This is a genomic window from Litorihabitans aurantiacus (assembly GCF_030161595.1).
Lineage (GTDB): Bacteria > Actinomycetota > Actinomycetes > Actinomycetales > Beutenbergiaceae > Litorihabitans > Litorihabitans aurantiacus.
Map to the genome: position 1 here is coordinate 3,539,664 of NZ_BSUM01000001.1, position 21,673 is coordinate 3,561,336.

A 21,673-nucleotide genomic window follows, 5' to 3' on the forward strand; every position below is an offset into this window, starting at 1 on the left:
ACGATGTGGGTGTCGGATACCGCCGACGGGGCCGGGTGACGGCACGGTCGGGAGTGGTCGATCGGGTCGGAGGGTCAGGGGATGTCGAGGCCCTCCGGCGACGACGGTGCGATGAGCGACGGTGGCGGGGGGCCCGTGCTGCCGAGGTCGACGAGATCGGGTGCGACGAACCGGACGACGTGGGGTTCGCCCGGTCGGGTCCGCCCCTCGATCCGGCGGACCAGCTGGCGCACCGCCATCCGCCCGAGCAGGTCGGGCGCGCTCTCCACGTGGGAGAACGGGAGCGAGAAGGTGCGCGCGAACTCGCTCGAGTACCGCCCGATCACCGAGTAGTCGCGCGGCGCCTCGAGGTGGCGCGCGTGGAGCGTGGAGGGCAGGGCGGCGGCCACAGCCTCGTTGTTGAGGAGCAGCCCCGTGGCGGTGGGGTGGGAGTCGAGGATCGTCTCGAGCTGCCGACCGATCTCCGGCTGGCTCGCCGCCCCGAAGTAGGTGTGGATCTCGATCCCCGCGAAGGCCGCCGCCTCGACGGCGGCGTTCTGCAGGCGCCAGACGTAGGCGCCGCCGCGTTCCACCACGTGCTCGGGCTGCGAGATCAGGATCAGCTCACGGTGCCCCAGCGCGACGAGGTGCTCCACCATCACCCGGCCCGACTCCTCGAAATCGAGATCGAAGACGTCGACGCCGTCGACGTCCGCCGGGAGACCGACGAGGGATCCGGGCTTCCCGCACTCGCGCAGGACGGGGATGCGAACGTCCTGCTCGGCGACGTTCAGCAGGACGACGCCGTCGACCATGCCCGAGTCGGTCAGGCGCGACAGCGCGTTCGTCCCGTCCTCCTCGGTCACGAGCAGGATGTCGTACCCGAGCTCCCGGGCGGTGTTGGAGACGCCCAGGATGTACTGCATCATCGCCGGCGCGAACTCGTCCGGCAGGAACTGCGCGAGCAGACCGATCACCCTCGTCTGCGACGTGGCCAGAGCGCGTGCTCCGGCGTTGGGTGTGTAGCCGAGCTCGTCCACCGCGCGCAGCACGCGTGTGCGGACCGACTCGGAGATCGCGCGTTTGCCTGACAGCGCGTAGGACGCCGTGCTCCGGGATACCCCGGCAACCCTGGCGACGTCGCCGATGGTGATAGCCATGTGGTGCCTCCTTGCGAACCGGTTCGAAGGTAGCGCGATGTTGGCGGGGGCGCAAGCCCTGTAACCCCTGATCGTGAGCCGCGGAACTGTCCCGGTGGGAGGGCTCGTCGCGCGGCGGAGGGGTCAGATTCTTCGAATCGGTTCGAAAGAACCGAGCCTCGCGGCCTGGGCGCAGCAGGGCTCCCGACTCGGTCGGCCTGACATCCGTCACCTCCACCGGTGACACCACGCACTCCCGCCACCCCTCGCGCCGCGGCACGCTGAACACATGACCGACGCCGCGCACGCCCACCCCGACGACGACGCCGCCACCCCCGCCGTCGCCCCCACCACCGACCCCCTCCTCGCCGAGGACGTCCTCCTCGTGCTCCTCGACCCCGCCAGCGGCACGATCGGCGGCGAGGGCACGCTCTTCTACGTCCTCGGCGGCGCCGTGCTCGTAGAGCTCGGGTCCACCGGCGCCGTCACGGTGGAGGAGCGCGGCGCCCTGCGCGGCGACCTCCTGCACGCGAGCGGCGACTGCCCGGCCGACGAGCACCTGCAGCGCGCCTGGCAGTACCTCGCCGAGAAGCCGCGCGCCGCGCAGACGGTGCTCGCCGCCGTCGGGCCCCACCTGCGCGAGCCGCTGCTCGAGCGCCTCGTGCAGCGCGGCGACGTCGTGCGCGAGACCCGCAAGGTGCTCGGCCCGATCAGACGGACCGTCCTCGAGGTGCCGGACACGAGCCGCCGCGCCGAGCTCGTCGCCCGCCTGCGCGCCGTCCTGGTCGACGGCGTCGAGCCCGATCCGCGCACCGGCGCGATCGGGGCGCTCGTCGCCGCGAGCGGTGCCCTGCCCACGCTGGACCGCGAGATCCCGTGGGGCTCCGCCGTCGCGAACCGCGCCGAGGAGCTCAAGCGCGGCGACTGGGGCGCGAGCGCCGCCGCCGAGGCCGTGACGCGCACGATGATCGCGATCACGGTCGGGGCCGCGGCCGCCGCCGTCTCGGCTGCGACCGCCGCGTCGCAGCGCTGAGGTCGCTCAGAACCCCAGCCACCGGCTCGCTGCGGTGCGCCCCACCAGCGCGCGCACCGCGGCCATCAGCCCCAGGCTCAGCGCGAGCGCACCCGCCGCCTCCGCGAGCTGCAGCAGCGGCAGCACCGGCATCGCGACCAGCCCGTCCCCGCTCCACGGCGGCGCCACCGCCCGCCACAGCAGCGTCAGCCACAGCACGTGCACGTAGTAGATCCCGTACGAGTCGCGGCCCAGGTGCGCGAGGGCGCGCGCGAACCGCCCGGGCGGCGGGGTGTCGCCGCGGTCGGTGCGCCTCTCGTGCCAGACCACGAGCAGCAGCACGACGGCGAACGCCGCCACCACCGACGTCCCGCTCAGCTGCCCGACGGCGAACCCGACGTCCACCCCCGCCCGCACCAGCAGCGCCGCCTCGGCCACGCTCGCCGCCGTCGCCAGCACGGCGATCACGACGGCGGCGCGCACCCCCACCCGCGGCGTGCCGTAGCGCCGCACCCACAGACCCGCCCAGTAGAAGCCGAACCATCCCAGCAGCCACGTGTTGGAGAACGACGGCGGGCCGCCGTCGGCCAGCGTCCGCACGTACAGCCACACCGCGAACGCCGGCGTCACGAGCCACATCACCCACCGCCACCGCGCCTCGAGCACGCGCAGCAGGAGCGGCGTCACGACGACGAGCTGCAGCAGCACCAGGACGAAGTACAGGTGCGGGGCGGAGGCGCCGAGCACGACGTCGCGCACCAGGCGCCGCACGTCCCGCGTGCCGGCGAGGGCCGCGCCCAGGAGGGTGAACGCCGTCGACCACACGAGGAAAGGCACACCCAGGCGCACCGCGCGCGAGCGCAGCCACGCGCCGGGTCGCTCGAGCACGCGCGCGGGGCGGACGAAGAACGCGGCGAGGAACACGAACACCGCCACCGGGAAGTTCCACACCTCGCGCACCACGAGCCACGCGTCGAAGTTCCACGCGTGCGGGCCGTCGAGGTAGGGGATGCCGGTGCGGGTGTGCGTCCAGACGACGCCGAGGATGCAGACGCCGCGGACCGCGTCCCAGAAGACGTCGCGCGACGGCGCGGGTGCGCCCGGGGTGGGGGCGTCGGCGTCGGTGGGGCCCGCGGGCGCCGAGCGCCCCGACGGCGCAGGCTGCCGCGAGGTGCGCGCGTGGGCGGGATCGCGCGACGTCGTCACCCGGCGAGCGTAGATCGTGACGGTCCGCGGCGACCGGTGCGGCTCGTATGACGGAAGTCGCCTTCCTGCTGCTCGGGGATGCGGAGCGTGGCGACGGCCGAGCGGGCGGGGGCCTCGTCCCGTGAGAGATCGTTCATCACTAAACGATCTCGAAAACTCCGAGACGGATCGAAATGGTTTGAAATACGCAAGTTTGCCGCTCGTTCACGTTTGGCGGGTGGGCGAAAGTTAGCGAAATGTTATTTGCGCTTATCTATACGCGCTGCACAGACGTCCGTAGTGTCTCGTCGAGACGTCGCCACCACTGGAGACGTTCGCACCCGCCCCGGCTCCCGCCGGTGCGCGAGGGGGCGCAGTCGGGGGGCCGTCCACGGTCGTGCCGGCACTGTGACCGATGGACCGTGGAGGCGGCAATGAGGACGGATCGACGACGGCCGAACAGAGGCAGGCGTCTCGCCGCCAGGGCGGCGGCATGGGTGCTCGCGGGGTGCGTCGCCTTCGCCGGCAGCGCGGCACTCACCCCCGAGACCGCGGAGGCTGTCCCCGGCAACCCCGGAGTCCCGGGTGTGCCCACGGTGATCTATGCCGAGGACTTCGAGAACGGCACAGGGGTCGTGAACCTCCCGAACTACACCTCGAGCACGGGCGTGACGTACACCGCTGCGCCGTACTGGCTGAACACGCTCGCGTGCAACGGCTTCATCGTGGGGCCCACCACGCCGCGCCCCGGGGGCTACTGCAACGACGCGGGCGACTTCTCGAGCGTCCAGCTCAAGGCCCGGATGCTGGGTCTCCTGAACAGCCCGCAGAACTCCACCACCAACCGTGCACTGAGCACCAACACCAGCGGCGCCTCGGGCAACGCCCCGGCCAACGGCATCATGTTCGCCACCAGCGGTCAGGTCCCGCTGCCCAGCGCGACCGGCCGCTTCATCACGTTCTCCGTCGACGCTGCGGCGACGTCGTGCCAGGCCGCCCAGCCGCTGCTGCGGTTCTACCTGCGCAACGCCAACGGGACCGAGACGCCCGTCTCCACCGCTGCGATCAATCCGTGCGTCGGGCCGCGCTCGATGGCCTACCAGGGCGCGGTGACCAACCGGTACGGTCGGTTCCCGGCCGACGCCTCCGTGCTGTTCAACGGGAGCTCGCTCGGGATCGTGCTGCGCAACGAGCAGACGAACCCCAACGGCAACGACGGCGCGGTCGACAACATCCGCGTGCTGGACGCGACGCCGCAGCTCGACAAGTCCTTCACCCCCGCCACCACCCCGGTCGGCACCACCTCCACGCTGACGCTCACGGTCACCAACACCAGCGACCTGGCGGCCAAGGCCGGCTGGGCCTTCACCGACAACCTCCCCGCCGGACTCGTCGTCGCACCCACACCCGCCCTCGGCGGCACGTGCACGGCGACGCGAACGGCCACCCCGGGCGGGAGCGCGGTCGCCGTCACGAACGGCGTCCTCGCGGCGGGGCAGACCTCGTGCACCGTCACCGTCCAGGTGACGCACGCCCCGATCACCGCCGGGCAGAGCGCGCCCCTGACCTTCGAGAACTGCGCGGCGAACATCTCGGACGCCGTCGGGATCGACCTCCCCGGCTGCGCGAGCGTCTCCTTCGTCAGCAACCCGGGCATCTCGCTGGAGAAGTCCGCCAGCACCGACGAGATCGTCGCCGGCGCCCCGGTCACGTTCACCTTCGCCGCCACCAACACCGGCGACGTCCCGCTCAGCGGCGTCACCGTCAGCGAGGAGCAGTTCACGGGTGCCGGCACGCTCTCGAGCCTGACCTGCACGCCGACGCAGCCCGCGACGCTCGCGCCGGGCGGTGTCCTGACCTGCCAGGCGACCTACACCTTCACCCAGGGCGACGTCGACACCGGGACGCTCTACAACCAGGCGTCCGTCGTCGGGACCGACCCGTTCGGGACCACGGTGACCGACCTGGACGACGTCGTCCTGCCCTCGGACGCCGTCGCCGCCTACACGCTGGTGAAGCAGGCCGTGGTCACGGACGTGAACGACAACGAGCTCACCGACCTGGGTGACGAGATCGCGTACTCCTTCCTCGTCACCAACACCGGGACCACGACCCTGACCGACGTGAGCGTCTCCGACCCGACGCTGGCCGACCTCGGCATCACGATCTCGTGCGACCCGGCCCCGCTGGCGCCGGGGACGTCGGTGACGTGCACCGCCGACGAGACCTACGTCCTCACCCAGGCCGATGTCGACAACGGTGAGGTCGTCAACACCGCGACCGCCTCCGCCGTGCCGCCGCCCGGCGTCCCCGCACCCGAGGAGCCCACCGACACCGTCGAGATCCCCGTCGACCGGACGGTCGCGTACACGCTGGTGAAGTCGGCCGAGGTCACGGACGTGAACGACAACGACCTGACCGACGTGGGCGACGAGATCGCGTACTCCTTCCTGGTGACCAACACCGGGACCACGACCCTGAGCGACGTGAGCGTCTCCGACCCCACCCTGGCCGAGGCCGGTATCGCGATCACCTGCGACCCGACCACGCTGGCACCGGGCGAGTTCGTCACCTGCACCGCCGACGAGCCCTACGTCGTCACGCAGGCCGACGTCGACAACGGCGAGATCGTCAACACCGCCACCGCGACCGCCACCCCGCCCCCGGGGGTCGACCCGCCCACGCCTCCGACGAGCACCGTGGAGACCCCCACCGACGGCACCCCCGGCCTCACGCTGGTCAAGACGGTGAACGCCACCGAGGTCGTCCTGGACCAGGAGGTCACCTACACCTTCGTCGCGACCAACACCGGGACGCTGACGCTGGACGACGTCACCGTCACCGTCACCGAGGAGTCCTTCACCGGCACGGGCGAGCTCTCCGCGCTCGACTGCGCGCCGCTGCAGCCGGCCACGCTCGCGCCGGGCGAGGACCTGACGTGCACCGCGACGTACGTGATCACGCAGGCCGACGTCGACGCCGGGACGGTGGACAACACCGCCTCGGCCTCCGGGACCGACCCCTTCGGCACCACCGTGGGCGACGAGGACGACGCGACCCTGCCCGCCGACCGCGCGCCGTAGCTGAGCATCGTGAAGACCTCCGACACCGAGCTGCTCACGGAGGCCGGTCAGGAGATCACGTACTCCTTCGAGGTGACCAACACGGGCAACGTGACGATCACCGACGCCGCACCGGTCGAGGCCGCGTTCTCCGGAACCGGTGAGCTGAGCGGGTTCACGCCGGCGACGGCGACGCTCGCCCCGGGCGACGTCGTCACCTTCACCGCCACCTACACCGCCACGCAGGCGGACGTCGACGCGGGCGAGCTGACCAACACGGCCACCGCGACGGGTACCCCGCCGCCGGGCACGGAGCTGCCGCCGGTCCCGCCGAGCGACGTCGACATCCCCGGCGAGCGGACCCCCGGTCTGCTCGTCACCAAGACCTCCGACGCCGAGCTGCTGACCACAGCGGGCCAGGAGATCACCTACACCTTCGCCGTCCTGAACACGGGCAACGTGACGATCACCGACGCCGTGCCGGTCGAGACCGCGTTCTCGGGCTCGGGGAGCTGAGCTCCTTCACGCCCGAGTCGGCCACCATCACACCCGGCGCGACGGCGACGTTCACCGCGACGTACATCGCCACGCAGGCGGATGTCGATGCGGGTGAGCTGACGAACGCCGCGACGGCGACGGGTACCCCGCCGCCGGGCACGGAGCTGCCGCCGGTGCCGCCGAGCGACGTCGACATCCCTGGTGAGCGCACCCCCGGCCTGTCGGTGGTGAAGTCGGCGTCGCTGGCCGAGGGCGAGGAGTACCTGGCCGGGACGGAGGTGACCTACACGTTCGTGGTCACCAACACCGGCAACGTCACGATCACGGACGCGGCCCCGGTCGAGACCGCGTTCTCCGGCACTGGTGAGCTGGGTCCGATCACGCCGGTGAGCGTGGCGACGCTGGCGCCGGGTGAGCAGGCGGTGTTCACCGCGGTCTACACGGTCACGCAGGCGGATGTGGACGCGGGTGAGATCACCAACGCGGGCACGGCCGAGGGCACGCCGCCCCCGGGCACGGAGCTGCCGCCGGTCCCGCCCAGCGAGGTCACGATCCCGGGCGACCGGTCCCCGGCGCTGGAGATCCTCAAGTCCTCCGACGTGGAGCTGCTGACCGTGGCCGGTCAGGAGATCACCTACTCCTTCGCGGTCACGAACACCGGCACGGTCACGATCACGGACGCTGCTCCGGTCGAGGTGGACTTCTCCGGGACGGGTGAGCTGGGCGAGATCACTCCCGCCTCGGCGACTCTGGTGCCGGGCCAGACGGTCACGTTCACCGCGTCCTACACCGCCACGCAGGCGGACGTGGACGCCGGTGTCCTGACCAACACCGCCACCGCCACCGGCACCCCGCCGGAAGGCACCGAGCTGCCGCCGGTCCCGCCGAGCGACGTCGACATCCCCGGCGAGCGCGCGCCGTCGCTCGAGGTGGTGAAGTCCGCCTCGCTCACCGGCGAGGAGGACTTCGTCGCGGGCGCCGAGGTGACCTACACCTTCGTGGTGACCAACACGGGCAACGTCACGATCACCGACGCCGCCCCGGTCGAGACCGCGTTCTCCGGCACGGGCGAGCTGGGTGACCTCACCCCGGAGGCGGCCACGCTGCTCCCGGGCGAGCAGGCGATCTTCACCGCCCTCTACACCGTCACCCAGGCGGACGTGGACGCGGGAGAGGTGACCAACGCCGCCTCGGCCGACGGCACCCCGCCCCCGGGCACGGAGCTGCCGCCGGTCCCGCCGAGCGAGGTCACGATCCCGGGTGCTCCGGCTCCGGCGCTCGAGGTCGTCAAGACCTCCGACACCGCGCTGCTCACCACCGCCGGCCAGGAGGTCACCTACACCTTCGTGGTGACCAACACGGGCAACGTCACGATCACCGACGCCGCGCCGGTCGAGACCGCGTTCTCGGGCACGGGCGAGCTGGGCGAGATCACCCCCGCCGCAGCGACCCTGATCCCGGGCCAGTCCGCCACCTTCACCGCGACCTACACCGCCACCCAGGCGGACGTGGACGCGAGCGGGCTGACGAACGCGGCCACGGCCACGGGCACCCCGCCCCCGGGTACCGAGCTCCCGCCGGTCCCGTCGAGCGAGGTCACCATCCCCGCCGGGTGGACCCTGGGCCTGGAGGTCGTGAAGTCCTCGGACACCACGACCGTCACGCGCGCGGGTCAGGTGGTCACGTACACGTTCGTGGTCACCAACACGGGCAACGTCTCGCTCACCGACGTCGCACCGGTGGAGACCGCGTTCTCCGGCAGCGGCGACCTCGGTCCGCTGAGCCCGGCGCCGGTCACGCTGGCCCCGGGGGAGTCGGCCACCTTCACCGCGGCCTACACGGTCACGCGTGAGGATCTGCGCACGCGCCAGCTGACCAACACCGCGGCGGCGACCGGCACCACCCCCGGCAACAACGCCCTCCCGGCGGAGCCCTCCTCGGTGTCGATCCCGGTCGTGCCGCCGACGGGCCCGTCGCTGCCCGTCACCGGTGCCTCGGCGGCGGGGCTCGGCGTCGCCGCCCTGGTGCTCCTCGGCGCGGGTGCGGTGCTGATGACGACCCGACGCCGTCGGGCCGAGTGATCGAGCCGAACGGCTAGCAGGCGGGGCCCCGACCGGTGTGGTCGGGGCCCCGCTCTCGTCCGGGGTGACGCCGCGGGTGGCGGCGGGCAGCATGGACCCGTGCCCGACACCCCGCCCGTCACCCGCGCCACCACCCTCGCCCTCGCGATCGCCCAGGCGGCCGACCCGACCACGGTCCGCGAGGTCGAGCACCCCGCCTTCGCCGGGGACGCCGAGGCCGGCGGGTTCGCCGCCCGCTACGACCAGACCCTCCTGGTCTGCGGGGTCGACGGCGGGCGCAGCTGGTCGGTCGACCCCTGCACCGACGAGGGGCGCCGGGCCGCGATCGAGGCGTACTGGCGCGTGGCCCGACGGCGCCGCGAGCGCGAGCGCACCGCGATCGACCCCGCCTCGCTCCCCGCGACGACGCGCGCCGCCGTCGACGTCGTCGTCGCCGGTCTGCGCAGCGCGGCCGACCTGCACCCGGTGCCGCTCGACGAGGCCGGCGAGCCGGTCGACGTCGCCCGCGCGGACGCCACCCTCGTGCTGCTGCGGCGCGCGATGCGACCCACGGCCGCGGTCGCTGCCGGGGCGTCGCGCGATGGCGGGGCGTCAACCACCCGGACGCCCGACGGCGAGCGACCCACCGCCCGCCGCCCCACGCAGGCGCAGGTGCTGCGCGCCGTCGCCCGCCACGAGGTCCTGGCGCAGGAGCCGACCTCGACCGCCCACCCGTGCCCCCTGTGCGCGACGCCCGCGCTCGGCGGGCCGCGCTACGACCGGGCGGTCTGCGACGACTGCCACGAGCGCCCCCGGTGCGTGCACGGCCGCGCCGTCGGCGGCGCGAACACGGGCCTCGGCGGCGGGTTCGTCGCGCACCACCGCGACGACGGATCCGCGTGCGAGACCACGCAGACCCACCGCGTGTGGATCGACGGGCACCCCTGCCACATGGACGAGGCGCGCTTCGGCGGCGTCGTGGTCGAGGCGCTCCTGCCGCCCGCGATCACCCTCGTGCGCGGCGACATCACGCGGGAGGCGGTCGACGCCGTCGTGAACGCCGCGAACACCGCGATGCGCGGGGGCGGGGGTGTCGACGGCGCGATCCACCGCGCGGGCGGACCCGCCGTGCTCGCCGACTGTATCGCGCGCTTCCCGCGCGGGCTCGCCGTCGGGGACGCGGGATGGACGACGGCGGGCGACCTCCCCGCGCACCGCGTGATCCACACCGTGGGGCCGAGCTGGGCCGCCGGCGAGCGCGACCGGGCGCTGCTGGTCTCCTGCTACCGGCGCAGCCTCGAGGTCGCCGACGAGATCGGGTCGCGCACCCTCGCGTTCCCGCTGATCAGCGCGGGCGTGTACGCGTGGCCGCTGGCGGACGCGGCGGCTGCCGCCGTCGAGACCCTGCGCGCCACACCGTCGCGCGTGCGCGAGGTGCGGATCGTGGCGTTCTCGGACGAGGCGGCGGTCGCCGTCGGGCGCGCCCTCGGGGCGGGTGGCGCAGCGGAGGGCTGAGGGGCTCACGCGGACAAGGACGATCTGCAAGGTGCGGCACGACGAGCATGCACAGTGCGGGATACATGTGGTGCAGGCTGCGGGATAGAACCAGTGCAGAATGCGGTACGGTCGCGTGGTGAAGTACCGGAGACGCGAGGCCGACGCGCGCATCGCCCGTGCCCTGGGCGTCATGGGTGGGGTCGTTCTCGAGGGCCCCCGCGCGTGCGGCAAGACGTCGACCGGGTCCCACCACGCTCGGAGCGCTGTGCGGCTCGACGAGTCGAGGTCGGTGGCGGAGCTCGCCGAGCTCGATCCCACCGGCCTGCTCGAGGGTGAGACGCCCCGGCTGATCGACGAGTGGCAGCTGACGCCGTCGCTCTGGAACGTGATCCGGCACGAGGTGGACCGCCGGCAGGCACCGGGGCAGTTCATCCTGTCCGGCTCGGCGACGCCCACGGACGACGTCCGCAGGCACTCGGGCGCCGGGCGGTTCGCCCGGATCAGGATGCGACCGATGTCGATCCACGAGCGGGGCCGGTCGACGGCCGCGGTGAGTCTCGCCGCGCTCGGCGACGAGCCGCTGACCGGAGTCCGCAGCGACCTCACCTACCAGGACCTCGCGGTCGAGGCGGTGCGCGGTGGCTGGCCGGCGCTGATCGACGCGTCCGCCTCCGACGCTCGGGAGTTCACCGCCTCGTACCTGCAGGACCTCATGGCCACCGATCTGCGCCTGGCGACCGGCGTGCGGCACGACCCCGTCCGGGTGGGGCGGCTGCTCGCCAGCCTCGCCCGCACCATCGGGACGGAGGTCACGACGGCGAGTCTCGCGGCCGACGTCGCCGCGGACGGTGCTGCCGTCGATCGGGACACGGTGCGGCGCTACCTCGACGCTCTCACCCGTGTGTTCGTCGTCGACGAGCAGCCCGCGTGGGCGGTGAGCCTCCGCTCGCGGACCCGGCTCCGGCAGCAGCCGAAGATGCACCTCGCCGACCCGTCGCTCGCCTGCGCGGCGCTGAGGCTGACCCCCGCACGACTGGCCGGCGATCCGGAGTACTTCGGGCAGGTCTTCGAGAGCATGGCCGTGGCGGATCTGCGGGCGTCGATCGAGTCCTGGGGTGGCCAGGTGCACCACTACCGGGACTCGACGGGGCTGGAGGTCGACGCGATCCTCGAGCTCGACGACGGCGGGTGGGCGGCCTGCGAGGTGAAGCTCGGTGCCTCACGCGTCGAGGCGGCGGAGGCGGCGCTCCTCAGGCTGCGTGAACGGGTCGACGTCGGACGCACCGGTCGCCCCCGGTTCCTCGCGGTGATCACGGGCACCGAGCACGGCTACACCCTCCCGTCGGGGGTGCACGTCCTACCCCTGGGGGCTCTGGCCCCCTGACCGGGCTCAGCCGACGTTCTTGGCGGTGCGGTAGCGCAGCTTCGGACGCTTGGCGGCCTTCGGCGGCTTGCTCCACTGCCACCACATGTAGTGGTAGTCGCCCTGCTCGACGCTGTAGGTCGCGTCGCACAGCGTGCACCGGCACTCGAAGGTCATGCTCCAGCCCGGTTCGGTGTGGCTGAGGATCTCCACCCGCCCCAGCTGCTCGAGCTTCTCCGGCTCGTAGAACATCCAGCCGTGGTAGGTCGTGCAGACGCACCGCCCCTCGGCGGCCGCGGTGATGACGCTGACGGCCTGCACCACGTGGTTGGCGTTCGAGTGGAGCATGCCGGCGTAGTCCAGGTTGTCGGTCTCGGTGTCGATCCGGCGCACGTGGGGGGCGAGGGCCTCGGCCAGCTCCCGGGAGCCCCAGTTGATGGTGCTGGAGGCGCGCAGGATCCGGGAGACGTCGCGCGAGGTGAGGTCGGCGAGGACGTCCTGCGGCGACGGGGCCGGCGGGGTGGCGGGGGTGGCTGAACCTGAGTCGCTCACGCCCCCAGTATCGCCGCCGCCCTTCCGCCGCCGGGAGTCTCGTTCGGTGCGCACGAATCGGGTCTTCGCGGGCGCTGACGACCCGATTCGTGCGCAGCGGACGACCTACCACCCGGCCCGGCACCCTTGCGCCCGGCGCCGAGGTGCGGTCGGGTGGAGGGATGAGACGCACCGCTGCAGCCACCGGCGCCGCCCTCCTGGCCGGCGCCCTCGCCCTGACCGCGTGCTCCTCCGGGGACGACGCCGAATCCACCGAGACCGTGACCGAGACGGCCACGACCTCACCCTCGGAGTCCCCGACGGCGACACCGACGTCGGAGCCGGCCGAGCCGAGCGAGCCGGCCGGGCCCACGGAGTCCGACACCAGTGCCCCACCCGCGCCGGCCCCGCCCACCACCGTCACCGCCGACACGCTGCTCCCGCCCGACGTGCTGGGCACGGCCGACCAGCCTCGCGAGGAGACCGCCGGCGTCACGGCGTGGCGCCTGTCCGAGGCGTGCGATCAGGTGACCCCGGAGGCCGCGGACATGGTGACCGTGTCCCAGGGGAGCGGCGAGTTCGAGGAGCCGGTCGGCCTGCAGCAGGTGGCGGTCTTCGCCGACAGCGACGCCGCCGCGACCGCTGCGGACGCCCTGGCCGCCGCGTTCGGGTCCTGCACGGCGCAGGAGGCGACGGCGTACGTCGTCGAACCGCTCGAGGTCGGGGCGCAGGGCACCGGCCTCGCGACCGACTACTACGGCGCCTCGACCGCCGGCCCACTCGACGAGGCGCTCGGGAGTTACGTCGCGCTCACGCGGCGCGGCAACGCCGTCGTGCTCACGGGGTACGAGGGCGGCGAGGCCCAGGTCGGCACGGCACGCGAGAACACGACCGCGCTGCTGGACGACGCGTGGCAGCGCCTGTGCGGCTACGACAGCGCCGGCTGCTGACACCCCGGCGCCCGGGACCCGGACCCGGACCCGGGTCCCCGGCCCCGGCGCCGGCCCCGCGGCGTCGCTTCGCTGCGCACGAATCGGGCCATCGACGCCCCTGAAGGCCGCATTCGTGCGCACCGAACGCCGCCCGCCCGCCCGCCCGATCCGGCCCCCCGCCCGCCCGATCCGGCCCCCCGCCCCGGCCCCGGCCCCGGCCCCGGCCCCCGGCCCCGGCAGCCACCGTCACCGCGGCTGCCGGCCCTACGAAGATGAGAACGCTCTCACCGGGCCCTCATGGTTGTCTCCTGTTCACCCGGCATCGTCTGGTGCCATGCCCACCCGCACCCCCGCCGTCTCTGCCATCACCACGGCCGATCCCCACCACCGCCCCCGGATCGCGCTGTACTCCCACGACGCCCAGGGTCTCGGGCACATCCGCCGCAACCTCGCGATCGCGGCGTCGCTGGCGCCGCTCGGCGTCGACGTCCTGCTCCTGACCGGCGCGCCCGAGGCCGCCGCGGCGCGCCGCCCCGCGGGCGTCGACATCGTCGCCGTCCCGGCGTTGGCGAAGGACGCCGAGGGCGGCTACGGCGCCCGCCACCTCGGACTGGACCTCGAGGACACGCTGCGGGTGCGCGCAGAGGTGCTTCGCGCCGCCGTCGCCGGCTTCCGGCCCGACCTGCTGATCGTGGACAAGCACCCGCGCGGCTTCCGCGGCGAGCTCGAGCCGGCGCTGCGCGAGGCGCGCGCCCGCGGGACCCGCACGGTGCTCGGCCTGCGCGACGTCATGGACACCCCCGCGGTCGCGCGGCGGGAGTGGCGGCGCGACGGCGGGGCCGCCGCCGTGGCCGAGCTCTTCGACGAGACCTGGGTCTACGGGGACCGGCGCGTGCACGACGTCGCGGCCGTCCTCGGTCTGACCGGCACCGTGCGCGGCACGGGCTACCTCGCGCACGGGCGCGTGCCGGCGCTCGGGCAGGGCGTCCCGCCGAGCGGTGCGCCCGCGACGCCGTACGTGCTGGGCGTGCTCGGCGGCGGGTCCGACGGCGCGCAGCTCGCCGAGGCGTTCACGCGCGCCCCGATGCCGGCCGGGCACACGGGCGTGCTCGTCACGGGTCCGCACCTGCCCGACGCGCTGCGGCGCGCCGCCAAGGCCCGCGCCGCCCGCCGCTCCGACCTGCGCGTGCACACCTGGCGCGACGACCTGGTGCGCTGGTACGCGGGGGCGGCGGCCGTCGTCGCGATGGGCGGGTACAACAGCGTGTGCGAGGTGCTGGCAACCGACCGGCCGCTCCTCGTGGTGCCGCGCACCACGCCGCGCGCCGAGCAGCTCGTGCGCGCCGAGGCGATGGCGGAGCTGGGGGCGCTGGAGGTCCGCCGCCCCGAGGAGCTCACGCCGGCCGTGCTCGGTGCCGACCTCGCGCGGCTGGTCACGGGGCCTGCGCCGCGGCGCGACGGGATCGACCTCGACGGGCTGGCGCGCATCCCCGCGCTCGTGGCGGCCCTGCTGCACGGGGCGACGCCCGCCGTCGCGGCCTCCGCCGTCACCCCGGAGGCCATCGGTGCGTGACGCGACGACGGCGCGGCCCCGGATCGGCTACGTCCTGAAGATGTACCCGCGCTTCTCGGAGACCTTCGTGGTCACCGAGATCCTGGCGCGCGAGGCCGCGGGCGCCGCCATCGAGATCTTCTCGCTGCGCGCGCCGGTCGACCCGCGCTTCCACGACTCGCTGGCGCGCGTGCAGGCACCCGTGCGGTACGTGCCGCGGGTGCGGCGGGCCGACGACCTCTGGTCCGCGCTCGCCGAGGCGCGCGAGGTGCTCGGACCGCTGCCCGACGCGCTCGTGCGCGACCTGCTCGCCGCGGAGGCCGAGGACGCGGCGCAGGCGCTCGCCGTCGCCGTCGCCGCGCGCCGCAGCGGGCTGACGCACCTGCACGCGCACTTCGCCTCGCTCGCCACGACCGTGGCGCGCCTGGCCGCCGCGGCCGCCGGCCTCACCTACTCGTTCACGGCGCACGCGAAGGACCTGTTCCACGAGCAGGTCGACGACGCCGACGTCCTCCGCAAGGCGGCCGACGCCCACCACGTGGTCACGATCAGCGAGTACAACGTGGCGCACCTGCGCGGGCTCGGCGTGGACGCCTCGCGGCTGCACCTCGTCTACAACGGGCTCGACCTCGACGCGTTCACGCCGCGGGAGGATGCGGGGCGGGAGGGCGACGGCGAGCTGCACGTCGTCGCCGTCGGGCGCCTCGTGGAGAAGAAGGGGTTCACCCACCTGCTCGACGCCGTCGCGCTCCTGCGGCGCGGGCACGGCGTCGCGGCGCGGCTGACGCTCGTGGGTGGGGGCGAGCTCGACGGCGAGCTGCGGGCGCGCGCGGCAGGCCTGGGGCTGGGCGACGCCGTGACCTTCACGGGGCCGTTGCCGCAGGCGGCGGTGCGCGACGTCGTCGCCGGGGCCGACGTGCTCGCCGCACCGTGCGTGGTGGGTGCGGACGGCAACGCCGACGGGCTGCCGACCGTGGTGCTCGAGGCGATGGCGCTGGGGACGCCGTGCGTCACGACCGCCGTCACCGGGCTCGGCGAAGCGATCGCGCACGAGCGGACGGGGCTCGTGGTCGGGCAGCACGACGCCGCCGGCCTCGCCGCGGCGCTCGAGCGGCTGCACCGCGATCCCGCCCTCGCGCGGCGGCTGCGTGCCGAGGCGCGGCGGTTGGTCGAGGAGCGGTTCGACGCACGCCGTCAGGCCGCCGCGCTGCAGGCCCTGCTGCCGTCCGAACCGTTCGAGAAGGAGGCCGTCGCGTGAGCGCCACGAGCCGGCACGAGTCCCCGAAGTCTCTCGGCGACGCCCAGAAACCCCTCGCGGACGCCCCAAAGTCTCTCGGCGACGCCCGGAAACCCCTCGCGGACGCCCAGAAGTCTCTCGCGAGTGCCCAGAAGTCTCTCGCGGAGGTGGGGGAGGGGCTGCGGCGGCGGGTCGGCGGGGCGCGCGTCGCGTACGTCTGCGCCGATCCCGGCATCGGGGTGTTCGGCACCAAGGGGGCCTCGGTCCACGTGCAGGAGGTGGTGCGCGTGCTGCGCGCCGCGGGCGCCGACGTCGTGCTCCACGCGACCCGGACCGGCGGTGAGCCGCCCGCCGACCTGGCCGACGTCGTCGTCCAGCTCCTGCCGACCCGCCCGCGCGGCGGCGACGTGCGCGAGCGCGAGGCGTGGCTGATCGCGCAGGACGACGCGATCGCCGACGCGGTCGACCTCGCCGGCACCGACCTCCTCTACGAGCGCTACTCGCTGTTCTCCGCCGCCGCGCTGGAGCGCGCCCGCGCCGCCGGGATCCCCACGGTCCTCGAGGTCAACGCACCCCTGGTCGACGAGCAGGCCGCCCACCGCGGCCTCGTGCACGCGGACGCGGCGTGGGAGTCGCTGCGGCGCGCGGTCACGGCGGCCGACGTCGTCACGTGCGTGTCCGAGCCCGTGGCCGCCTGGGTGCGCGAGCACGTGCCGGGCGCCCGGACCGTCGTGGCCGCCAACGGCGTCAACACCGAGCGGATCCGCCCGCGCGAGGCGCACGAGCCCCGCGAGACGCCCGACGTGCCCACCATCGGCTTCGTGGGCACGCTCAAGCCGTGGCACGGCGTCGAGGTCCTGCTCGAGGCGGCGGCACCTCTGGTGCGCGACGGGGTCGCGCGCCTCCTGATCGTGGGCGACGGCCCGCTCGCGGCCGACCTCGACGCGCGCGCCGTCGAGCTCGGGATCACCGCCGGCGTGGAGCGCACCGGGGCCACCGACCCCGCCGACGTGCCGGCGCTGCTGCGGCGCACCGACGTCGCCGTCGCGCCCTACCCCGCGGTCGCTGAGGAGTACTTCTCCCCGCTCAAGGTCTACGAGTACCTCGCGGCCGGGCTCCCGGTCGTGGCGAGCGCCGTCGGGCAGATCCCGGCGGTGGTGCGCGACGGCGTGACCGGCGTCCTGCTCCCGCCCTCCGACGTCGTGGCGCTGCGCGACGCGCTGGAGCTGCTGTGCGCCCACGCCCCCACGCGGGAGCGGATGGGGCGCGCCGCACGCGCGGACGCCGTCGAGCACCACGGCTGGGAGCGCACGGTCGCCACCGCGATCGAGGCCCTGCCGCCCACCGTGCTCGACCTGCTGACCGCCGAGGAGTCCGCGTGAGCGCGTCACCGACCGGTCAGCTCGCCGGGGCGCTGCCCGGGCTGCGCCGCACGCTGGGCCACGTGCGCCCGCACCTGCGCCCGCAGCGCCGCCTCGTGGTCGGCGGGTTCGCCGCGCTGTTCGCCGAGGTCGCGTTCCGGCTGCTGGAGCCGTGGCCGCTGAAGGTGGTGCTCGACGCCGTGATCGCCGCCGGCGCCGTGGCCGCCGTGACGAACATGGAGCCCTCGGGGGACTCGACCGCCGACGTGCTGCGCGTGGTGCTGATCGCCTCGCTCGCCGTCGTGGCCCTGGCGGGCCTGCGGGCGCTCGCGGCCTACGCGATGACGGTGTGCTTCTCGCTGGCCGGCAGCCGCGCGATGACCGGGGTGCGCGCCACGCTGTTCGACCACCTGCAGCGGCTCTCGCTGCGCTTCCACCGCGGCACGCGCTCGGGCGACCTGCTGAACCGGCTGGTGGGCGACGTCGGGCGCGTGCAGGAGGTGGCCGTGACGGCCGGCCTGCCGCTCCTCGGCAACGTCGTCACGCTCGTGGGGATGCTCGTGGTGATGCTGGTGCTGGACGCGACGCTGGCGATCGTCGTGGTGGTCGCGCTGGTGCTGTTCGCCGTCGGCGTCGCCCGGCAGGGGCCGCGCATCACGCGCGCCGCACGCCGCCAGCGCAGCCGCGAGGGCGACCTCGCCGGCGCCGCCAACGAGACGCTCGGGGCGATGGTGCTCGTGCAGGCGTACGGGCTGCGCGACCACCTCTCGGGCCGCTTCGCCTCCTCCAACGACGGTGCGCTGCGCGACGGTGTGAAGGCGTCGCGGATGTCGGCCGCGCTCGAGCGCGGCACCGACGTGCTCGTCGGCGTCGCGGCCGGGGCCGTGCTGCTCATCGGGGCGCGCCAGGTGGTCGCGGGCTCGCTCACCCCGGGGGAGCTCACCGTGTTCGTCTCCTACCTCAAGAGCGCGTTCAAGCCCATGCGCGACCTCGCCAAGTACACGGGCCGGATCGCGAAGGCCGCGGCGTCGGGCGAGCGGATCAGCGACCTGCTGGAGGCCGAGGTCGACGTGCGCGACACCTCGTGGGCGCGGCAGCCGCGCCGCGTGCAGGGGGCCGTCACGCTCGAGGGCGTCTCGACGTCCTACGGCGACGGCCGGTACGCGCTGCGCGACGTCAGCGTGCACGTGCCCGCGGGGCGCCGCGTCGGGCTGCTCGGGCCCTCCGGCGCCGGGAAGTCGACGCTCGTCTCGCTCCTGCCGCGGCTGCAGGACCCCGTGGCCGGCTGCGTGCGCCTGGACGGCGTCGACCTGCGCGACCTCACGCTCGACGGCGTGCGCGACCAGGTCGCGATCGTGCTGCAGGACTCCGTCCTGTTCGCCACGAGCATCGCCGAGAACATCTCCTACGGCCGCCCCGGCGCCACGCGTGAGGAGATCGAGCGGGCGGCGCGCGACGCCGGCGCGCACGACTTCGTCGTCTCGATGCCGCAGGGGTACGACACGGTCGTGGGGGAGCGCGGCGGCACGCTGTCCGGCGGGCAGCGCCAGCGCATCGCCGTCGCGCGCGCCATCCTGCGCGACGCCCCCGTGGTGGTGCTCGACGAGGCGACCACCGGGCTGGACCGCGCCACGGCCGACGGCGTGCGCGAGGCGCTCCTGCGCCTCACCGCGGGCCGCACCACCTTCGTCATCACGCACGAGCCCGACGACGTCGCCACCTGTGACCTGGTGCTGTGGATCGAGGGCGGCCGGATCGCGGACCGCGGCACGCCGCAGGAGATCCTCGCGCGGCACGCCGCACCCGCGGGCGGGGGCGAGCGGTGAGCGCGGCGGGCGACGGCGAGCGCGACGCCCCGACGCACGACCCGCGGGTCCCGGCGCTCGCGATGCTGCTCGACGACGCGGCCACCGCGCGCTGGCTGCGGGAAGCCGGGCTCGAGGTGGGTGACGGCGGTGCGGGCGACGGCGGTGTGGATGTCGGCGGTGCGGGCGACGGCGCGCGCGTGCGCTACCTCCGGCACAAGCCGGGCACCTCGGTGCAGGCGTGGGTGGAGGTCGCGGCACCCGACGGCGGCCCGGTGCGCCACGCGATCGTGCTCGGCACCGCCGCGGGCGGCGGCGCGAAGCGGTCCAAGCTCGCGCGATCGGCCGCGCGGCGGGGGACCTGGGCGGTGTCGGGGGCGGACGACGCCCGGATTGAGGACGCCGTGGCGGACGACGCCCGTGCCGAGGCCGCCCGGACCGACGACGCCCGGGCCGCGGGCGCGGACGGGACGCGCGCGATCGCCGTCGGGCACGCCGCGGACCGCGCGCTGCCCGCGCTCGCACCCGTGCTGCGGACCGGGGTAGTCACGCTGCGCCACAACCCCGGCCGGCGCTGGGTGGGCCGGTCGGCCACGGGCGAGCTGGTGAAGGTCAGCGCCCCGGGCCGCGAGGCGACGGCGGCGCACGGTGCCCGGGTCCTGGCCGCGCACGGCGTGCCGACACCGCCCGTGCTCGAGTCGGGCGGCGGCCTGCTGCGCCTGGACTTCTGGCCGGGAACCACCCTCGAGGGACGCCTCGTCGAGCCGGACCTGGAGATGTGCGGACGACTCGTGGCGCGGCTGCACGCGATCCCCGTCGCGGCGCTCGACCGCGACGACGCTCCGATCCCCGCGCCCGGGGGTGCGTCCTCGCCCACGGAGACTTCTCGCCGGACCAGGTGCTCCGGCGCCCGGACGGCGAGCTCGCGCTGCTCGACCTCGACCGGCTCACGGTCGCCCCGCCCGCGCGCGACCTCGGCAGCTTCGCGGGGGACGTCCTCGCGCGGCTGTCGGCCGCCGACGTCGCGGCGGATCCGGCCGAGCTCGCCCCCCGCGCGTGGCGGCTCCTCCGCCCCCTGCTCGCGGGGTACCGGTCCGCCGGGGGCGTCGTCGCGGAGGACGACGTCGTGACGGCCGCCGCCCGCGCGCTCGCCACCCGGATCGCGGAGCCGTGGCGACACCGCGTGCCCGACGCCGCCGCGCACGCCCGCGCGCGCCGCACGCTCGCCCGGCTGCTGCCGGCGCTGCTCCTCGGGCCGCCCTCGCGGACCGCGGCGCGGCCGCCCGCGCACGCCGCGCGGCCGGCGCCGCTGCCACCGTCGCCGTCGTCGTCGCCGTCGTCGTCGTCCACGTGCGGCGTGCCCCCCGACCACGTCGTCGTCGACGGCGTCGCGCACGAGGTGCTGCGCGGCTGGCCGCGCGGCCCGGGTCGAGCCCTGCTCGAGCTCGCGGCCGCCGACGGCTCGCGCCGGGGCGCCGAGGTGCAGCTCGACGACGGCGCCGCCCGTGTCACCGTCCACCCTCGCGGCGTCGACGCGCGCCTGCCTGCCCTCGCGGACCGGCTGGCGCTCGGCGAGAAGGTCGTGGTGCACCGGCCAGGCCGCCGCGCCGTGCTGCGCGGCAGCGGTCCCGACGCACCGTTCGTCAAGGTGACGCGGCGCGGTCGCGCCGCCGACGCCGCGCGACGGCACCACGCGCTCGCCGGCCTCCTCGACGGCGCCGCGCGCACCCCGCGACTGCTGTGGTCGACCGACGACGCGCTCGCCACCGCGCCGCTGCCCGGTCTGACCCTGCTGGCACTCGGTCGGGACGAGACCGCCGACGAGGAGGCGCTCGCGGCGGCGTGGTCCGGCGTCGGGCGCGTGCTTGCGACGCTGGCGGCGCACGGGACCGTGGGCGGCGAGGCCGAGGGCACCGACGGCACCGGCCCGGCGCCGCACCCCGGCACCCCTGCGCTCCTCGAGCTTCCCGGCCACGACGCCGCAGCCGAGCACGCCACGACCCTCGCCTGGCTCGACCCGGTGCGTGCCTGGGGGCTGCTGCCCGCCGTCGGCGACGACGTCGTCCGCGACGCGCTCGCGCCGCTCCTGACGGACCCGCCCGGCCCGCGTGGCGTGCTGCACCGCGACCTGCACGAGGCGCAGGTGCTCGTCGCCCCCGACGGCGGGCTCGGCCTCCTCGACCTCGACACCCTTGCGCGCGGCGAGAGCGCGCTCGACCTCGCGAACCTGCTCGCGCACCTCGACCTGCGCGAGCGCCAGGGACTGCTGACCCCGCGTCGTCGGGCCCGCGCGGAGGAGGCGCTGCTCGGCGCCGCGGCTCCGGCTCCCGGCACGCTCGCACGGGTGCCGGCGCACCTCGTGGCGGCCCGTCTGCGGCTCGCGGGCGTCTACGCGATGCGGCCGCGGTGGCGCACGACGGCGGTGGGTCTGCTGCGCGCGGCGCTCGCGAGCGCGTAGCC

The 21,673-nt window shown here is 75.0% G+C and carries 14 protein-coding genes and 1 pseudogene; 12 read left to right on the top strand and 3 right to left on the bottom strand.

The window, feature by feature from the left end; translation table 11 throughout:
• Positions 1-74: 74 nt before the first annotated feature.
• Positions 75-1,139 (bottom strand): LacI family DNA-binding transcriptional regulator, encoded by a 1,065-nt coding sequence (locus QQK22_RS16790; RefSeq protein ID WP_284252286.1) that lies wholly within the window; start codon positions 1,137-1,139, stop codon positions 75-77.
• Positions 1,140-1,407: 268 nt separating this feature from the next.
• Between QQK22_RS16790 and QQK22_RS16795 the strand changes: the two genes are divergently transcribed.
• Positions 1,408-2,151, top strand: coding sequence for a GOLPH3/VPS74 family protein (locus QQK22_RS16795; RefSeq protein ID WP_284252288.1), 744 nt, complete (start codon positions 1,408-1,410; stop codon positions 2,149-2,151).
• 6 nt (positions 2,152-2,157) lie between these two features.
• Here the strand turns inward: QQK22_RS16795 and QQK22_RS16800 are convergent, their stop codons facing one another.
• Entirely contained in the window at positions 2,158-3,336 is a 1,179-nt protein-coding gene (locus tag QQK22_RS16800; RefSeq protein ID WP_284252290.1) for an acyltransferase family protein, read from the bottom strand.
• A 476-nt stretch (positions 3,337-3,812) separates the two neighbouring features.
• Here QQK22_RS16800 and QQK22_RS16805 point away from each other — a divergent pair, with 476 nt between their 5' ends.
• The 5 genes and pseudogenes from QQK22_RS16805 (at position 3,813) to QQK22_RS16825 (ending at position 11,816) form a co-directional block, all read left to right on the top strand.
• Positions 3,813-6,398 carry a DUF7507 domain-containing protein gene (locus tag QQK22_RS16805; RefSeq protein ID WP_284252292.1) on the top strand — a complete coding sequence of 862 codons (2,586 nt, stop codon included), beginning with the start codon at positions 3,813-3,815 and terminating at the stop codon, positions 6,396-6,398.
• Positions 6,399-6,407: 9 nt separating this feature from the next.
• Positions 6,408-6,979: pseudogene (locus QQK22_RS16810) on the top strand (DUF7507 domain-containing protein); the annotation flags it as partial.
• Positions 6,980-7,048: 69 nt separating this feature from the next.
• Positions 7,049-8,956: a DUF7507 domain-containing protein gene (locus QQK22_RS16815; protein ID WP_284252296.1), complete on the top strand. Its 1,908-nt coding sequence runs from the start codon at positions 7,049-7,051 to the stop codon at positions 8,954-8,956.
• A 99-nt stretch (positions 8,957-9,055) separates the two neighbouring features.
• Positions 9,056-10,450, top strand: coding sequence for a macro domain-containing protein (locus QQK22_RS19010; RefSeq protein ID WP_348525620.1), 1,395 nt, complete (start codon positions 9,056-9,058; stop codon positions 10,448-10,450).
• A gap of 118 nt (positions 10,451-10,568) precedes the next feature.
• A complete protein-coding gene (locus QQK22_RS16825; RefSeq protein ID WP_284252298.1) occupies positions 10,569-11,816 on the top strand; it encodes an ATP-binding protein in 1,248 nt (415 codons plus the stop codon).
• A 6-nt stretch (positions 11,817-11,822) separates the two neighbouring features.
• On the opposite strand, the gene QQK22_RS16830 is transcribed toward QQK22_RS16825, so the two are convergent.
• Entirely contained in the window at positions 11,823-12,347 is a 525-nt protein-coding gene (locus QQK22_RS16830; RefSeq protein ID WP_284252300.1) for a hypothetical protein, read from the bottom strand.
• A gap of 161 nt (positions 12,348-12,508) precedes the next feature.
• Between QQK22_RS16830 and QQK22_RS16835 the strand changes: the two genes are divergently transcribed.
• The 6 genes from QQK22_RS16835 (at position 12,509) to QQK22_RS19015 (ending at position 21,671) form a co-directional block, all read left to right on the top strand.
• Positions 12,509-13,276, top strand: a complete 768-nt coding sequence (locus QQK22_RS16835; RefSeq protein ID WP_284252302.1) for a hypothetical protein — start codon at positions 12,509-12,511, stop codon at positions 13,274-13,276.
• Between the two features lie 1,066 nt (positions 13,277-14,342).
• Positions 14,343-14,831: a glycosyltransferase gene (locus QQK22_RS19455; RefSeq protein ID WP_431310199.1), complete on the top strand. Its 489-nt coding sequence runs from the start codon at positions 14,343-14,345 to the stop codon at positions 14,829-14,831.
• On the top strand, positions 14,824-16,068 hold the full coding sequence (locus QQK22_RS16845; protein ID WP_284252306.1) for a glycosyltransferase: 1,245 nt from the start codon (positions 14,824-14,826) through the stop codon (positions 16,066-16,068). Before QQK22_RS19455 ends, QQK22_RS16845 begins: the two co-directional genes overlap by 8 nt.
• 146 nt (positions 16,069-16,214) lie before the next feature.
• Entirely contained in the window at positions 16,215-17,429 is a 1,215-nt protein-coding gene (locus QQK22_RS16850; RefSeq protein ID WP_284252308.1) for a glycosyltransferase family 4 protein, read from the top strand.
• Complete coding sequence (locus tag QQK22_RS16855) at positions 17,426-19,234, top strand: ABC transporter ATP-binding protein (RefSeq protein WP_284252311.1); 1,809 nt, start codon at positions 17,426-17,428, stop codon at positions 19,232-19,234. The genes QQK22_RS16850 and QQK22_RS16855 overlap by 4 nt, the downstream gene beginning before the upstream one ends.
• Before the next feature lie 877 nt (positions 19,235-20,111).
• Complete coding sequence (locus QQK22_RS19015) at positions 20,112-21,671, top strand: phosphotransferase (RefSeq protein WP_348525621.1); 1,560 nt, start codon at positions 20,112-20,114, stop codon at positions 21,669-21,671.
• Positions 21,672-21,673 lie beyond the last annotated feature (2 nt).

Excerpts from the sequence above, each read along its gene's own strand:
- QQK22_RS16790 (WP_284252286.1), bottom strand. The coding sequence starts at position 1,139 with ATGGCTATCACCATCGGCGACGTCGCCAGGGTTGCCGGGGTATCCCGG.
- QQK22_RS16795 (WP_284252288.1), top strand. The coding sequence starts at position 1,408 with ATGACCGACGCCGCGCACGCCCACCCCGACGACGACGCCGCCACCCCC.
- QQK22_RS16835 (WP_284252302.1), top strand. The coding sequence starts at position 12,509 with ATGAGACGCACCGCTGCAGCCACCGGCGCCGCCCTCCTGGCCGGCGCC.
- QQK22_RS19455 (WP_431310199.1), top strand. The coding sequence starts at position 14,343 with ATGCCGGCCGGGCACACGGGCGTGCTCGTCACGGGTCCGCACCTGCCC.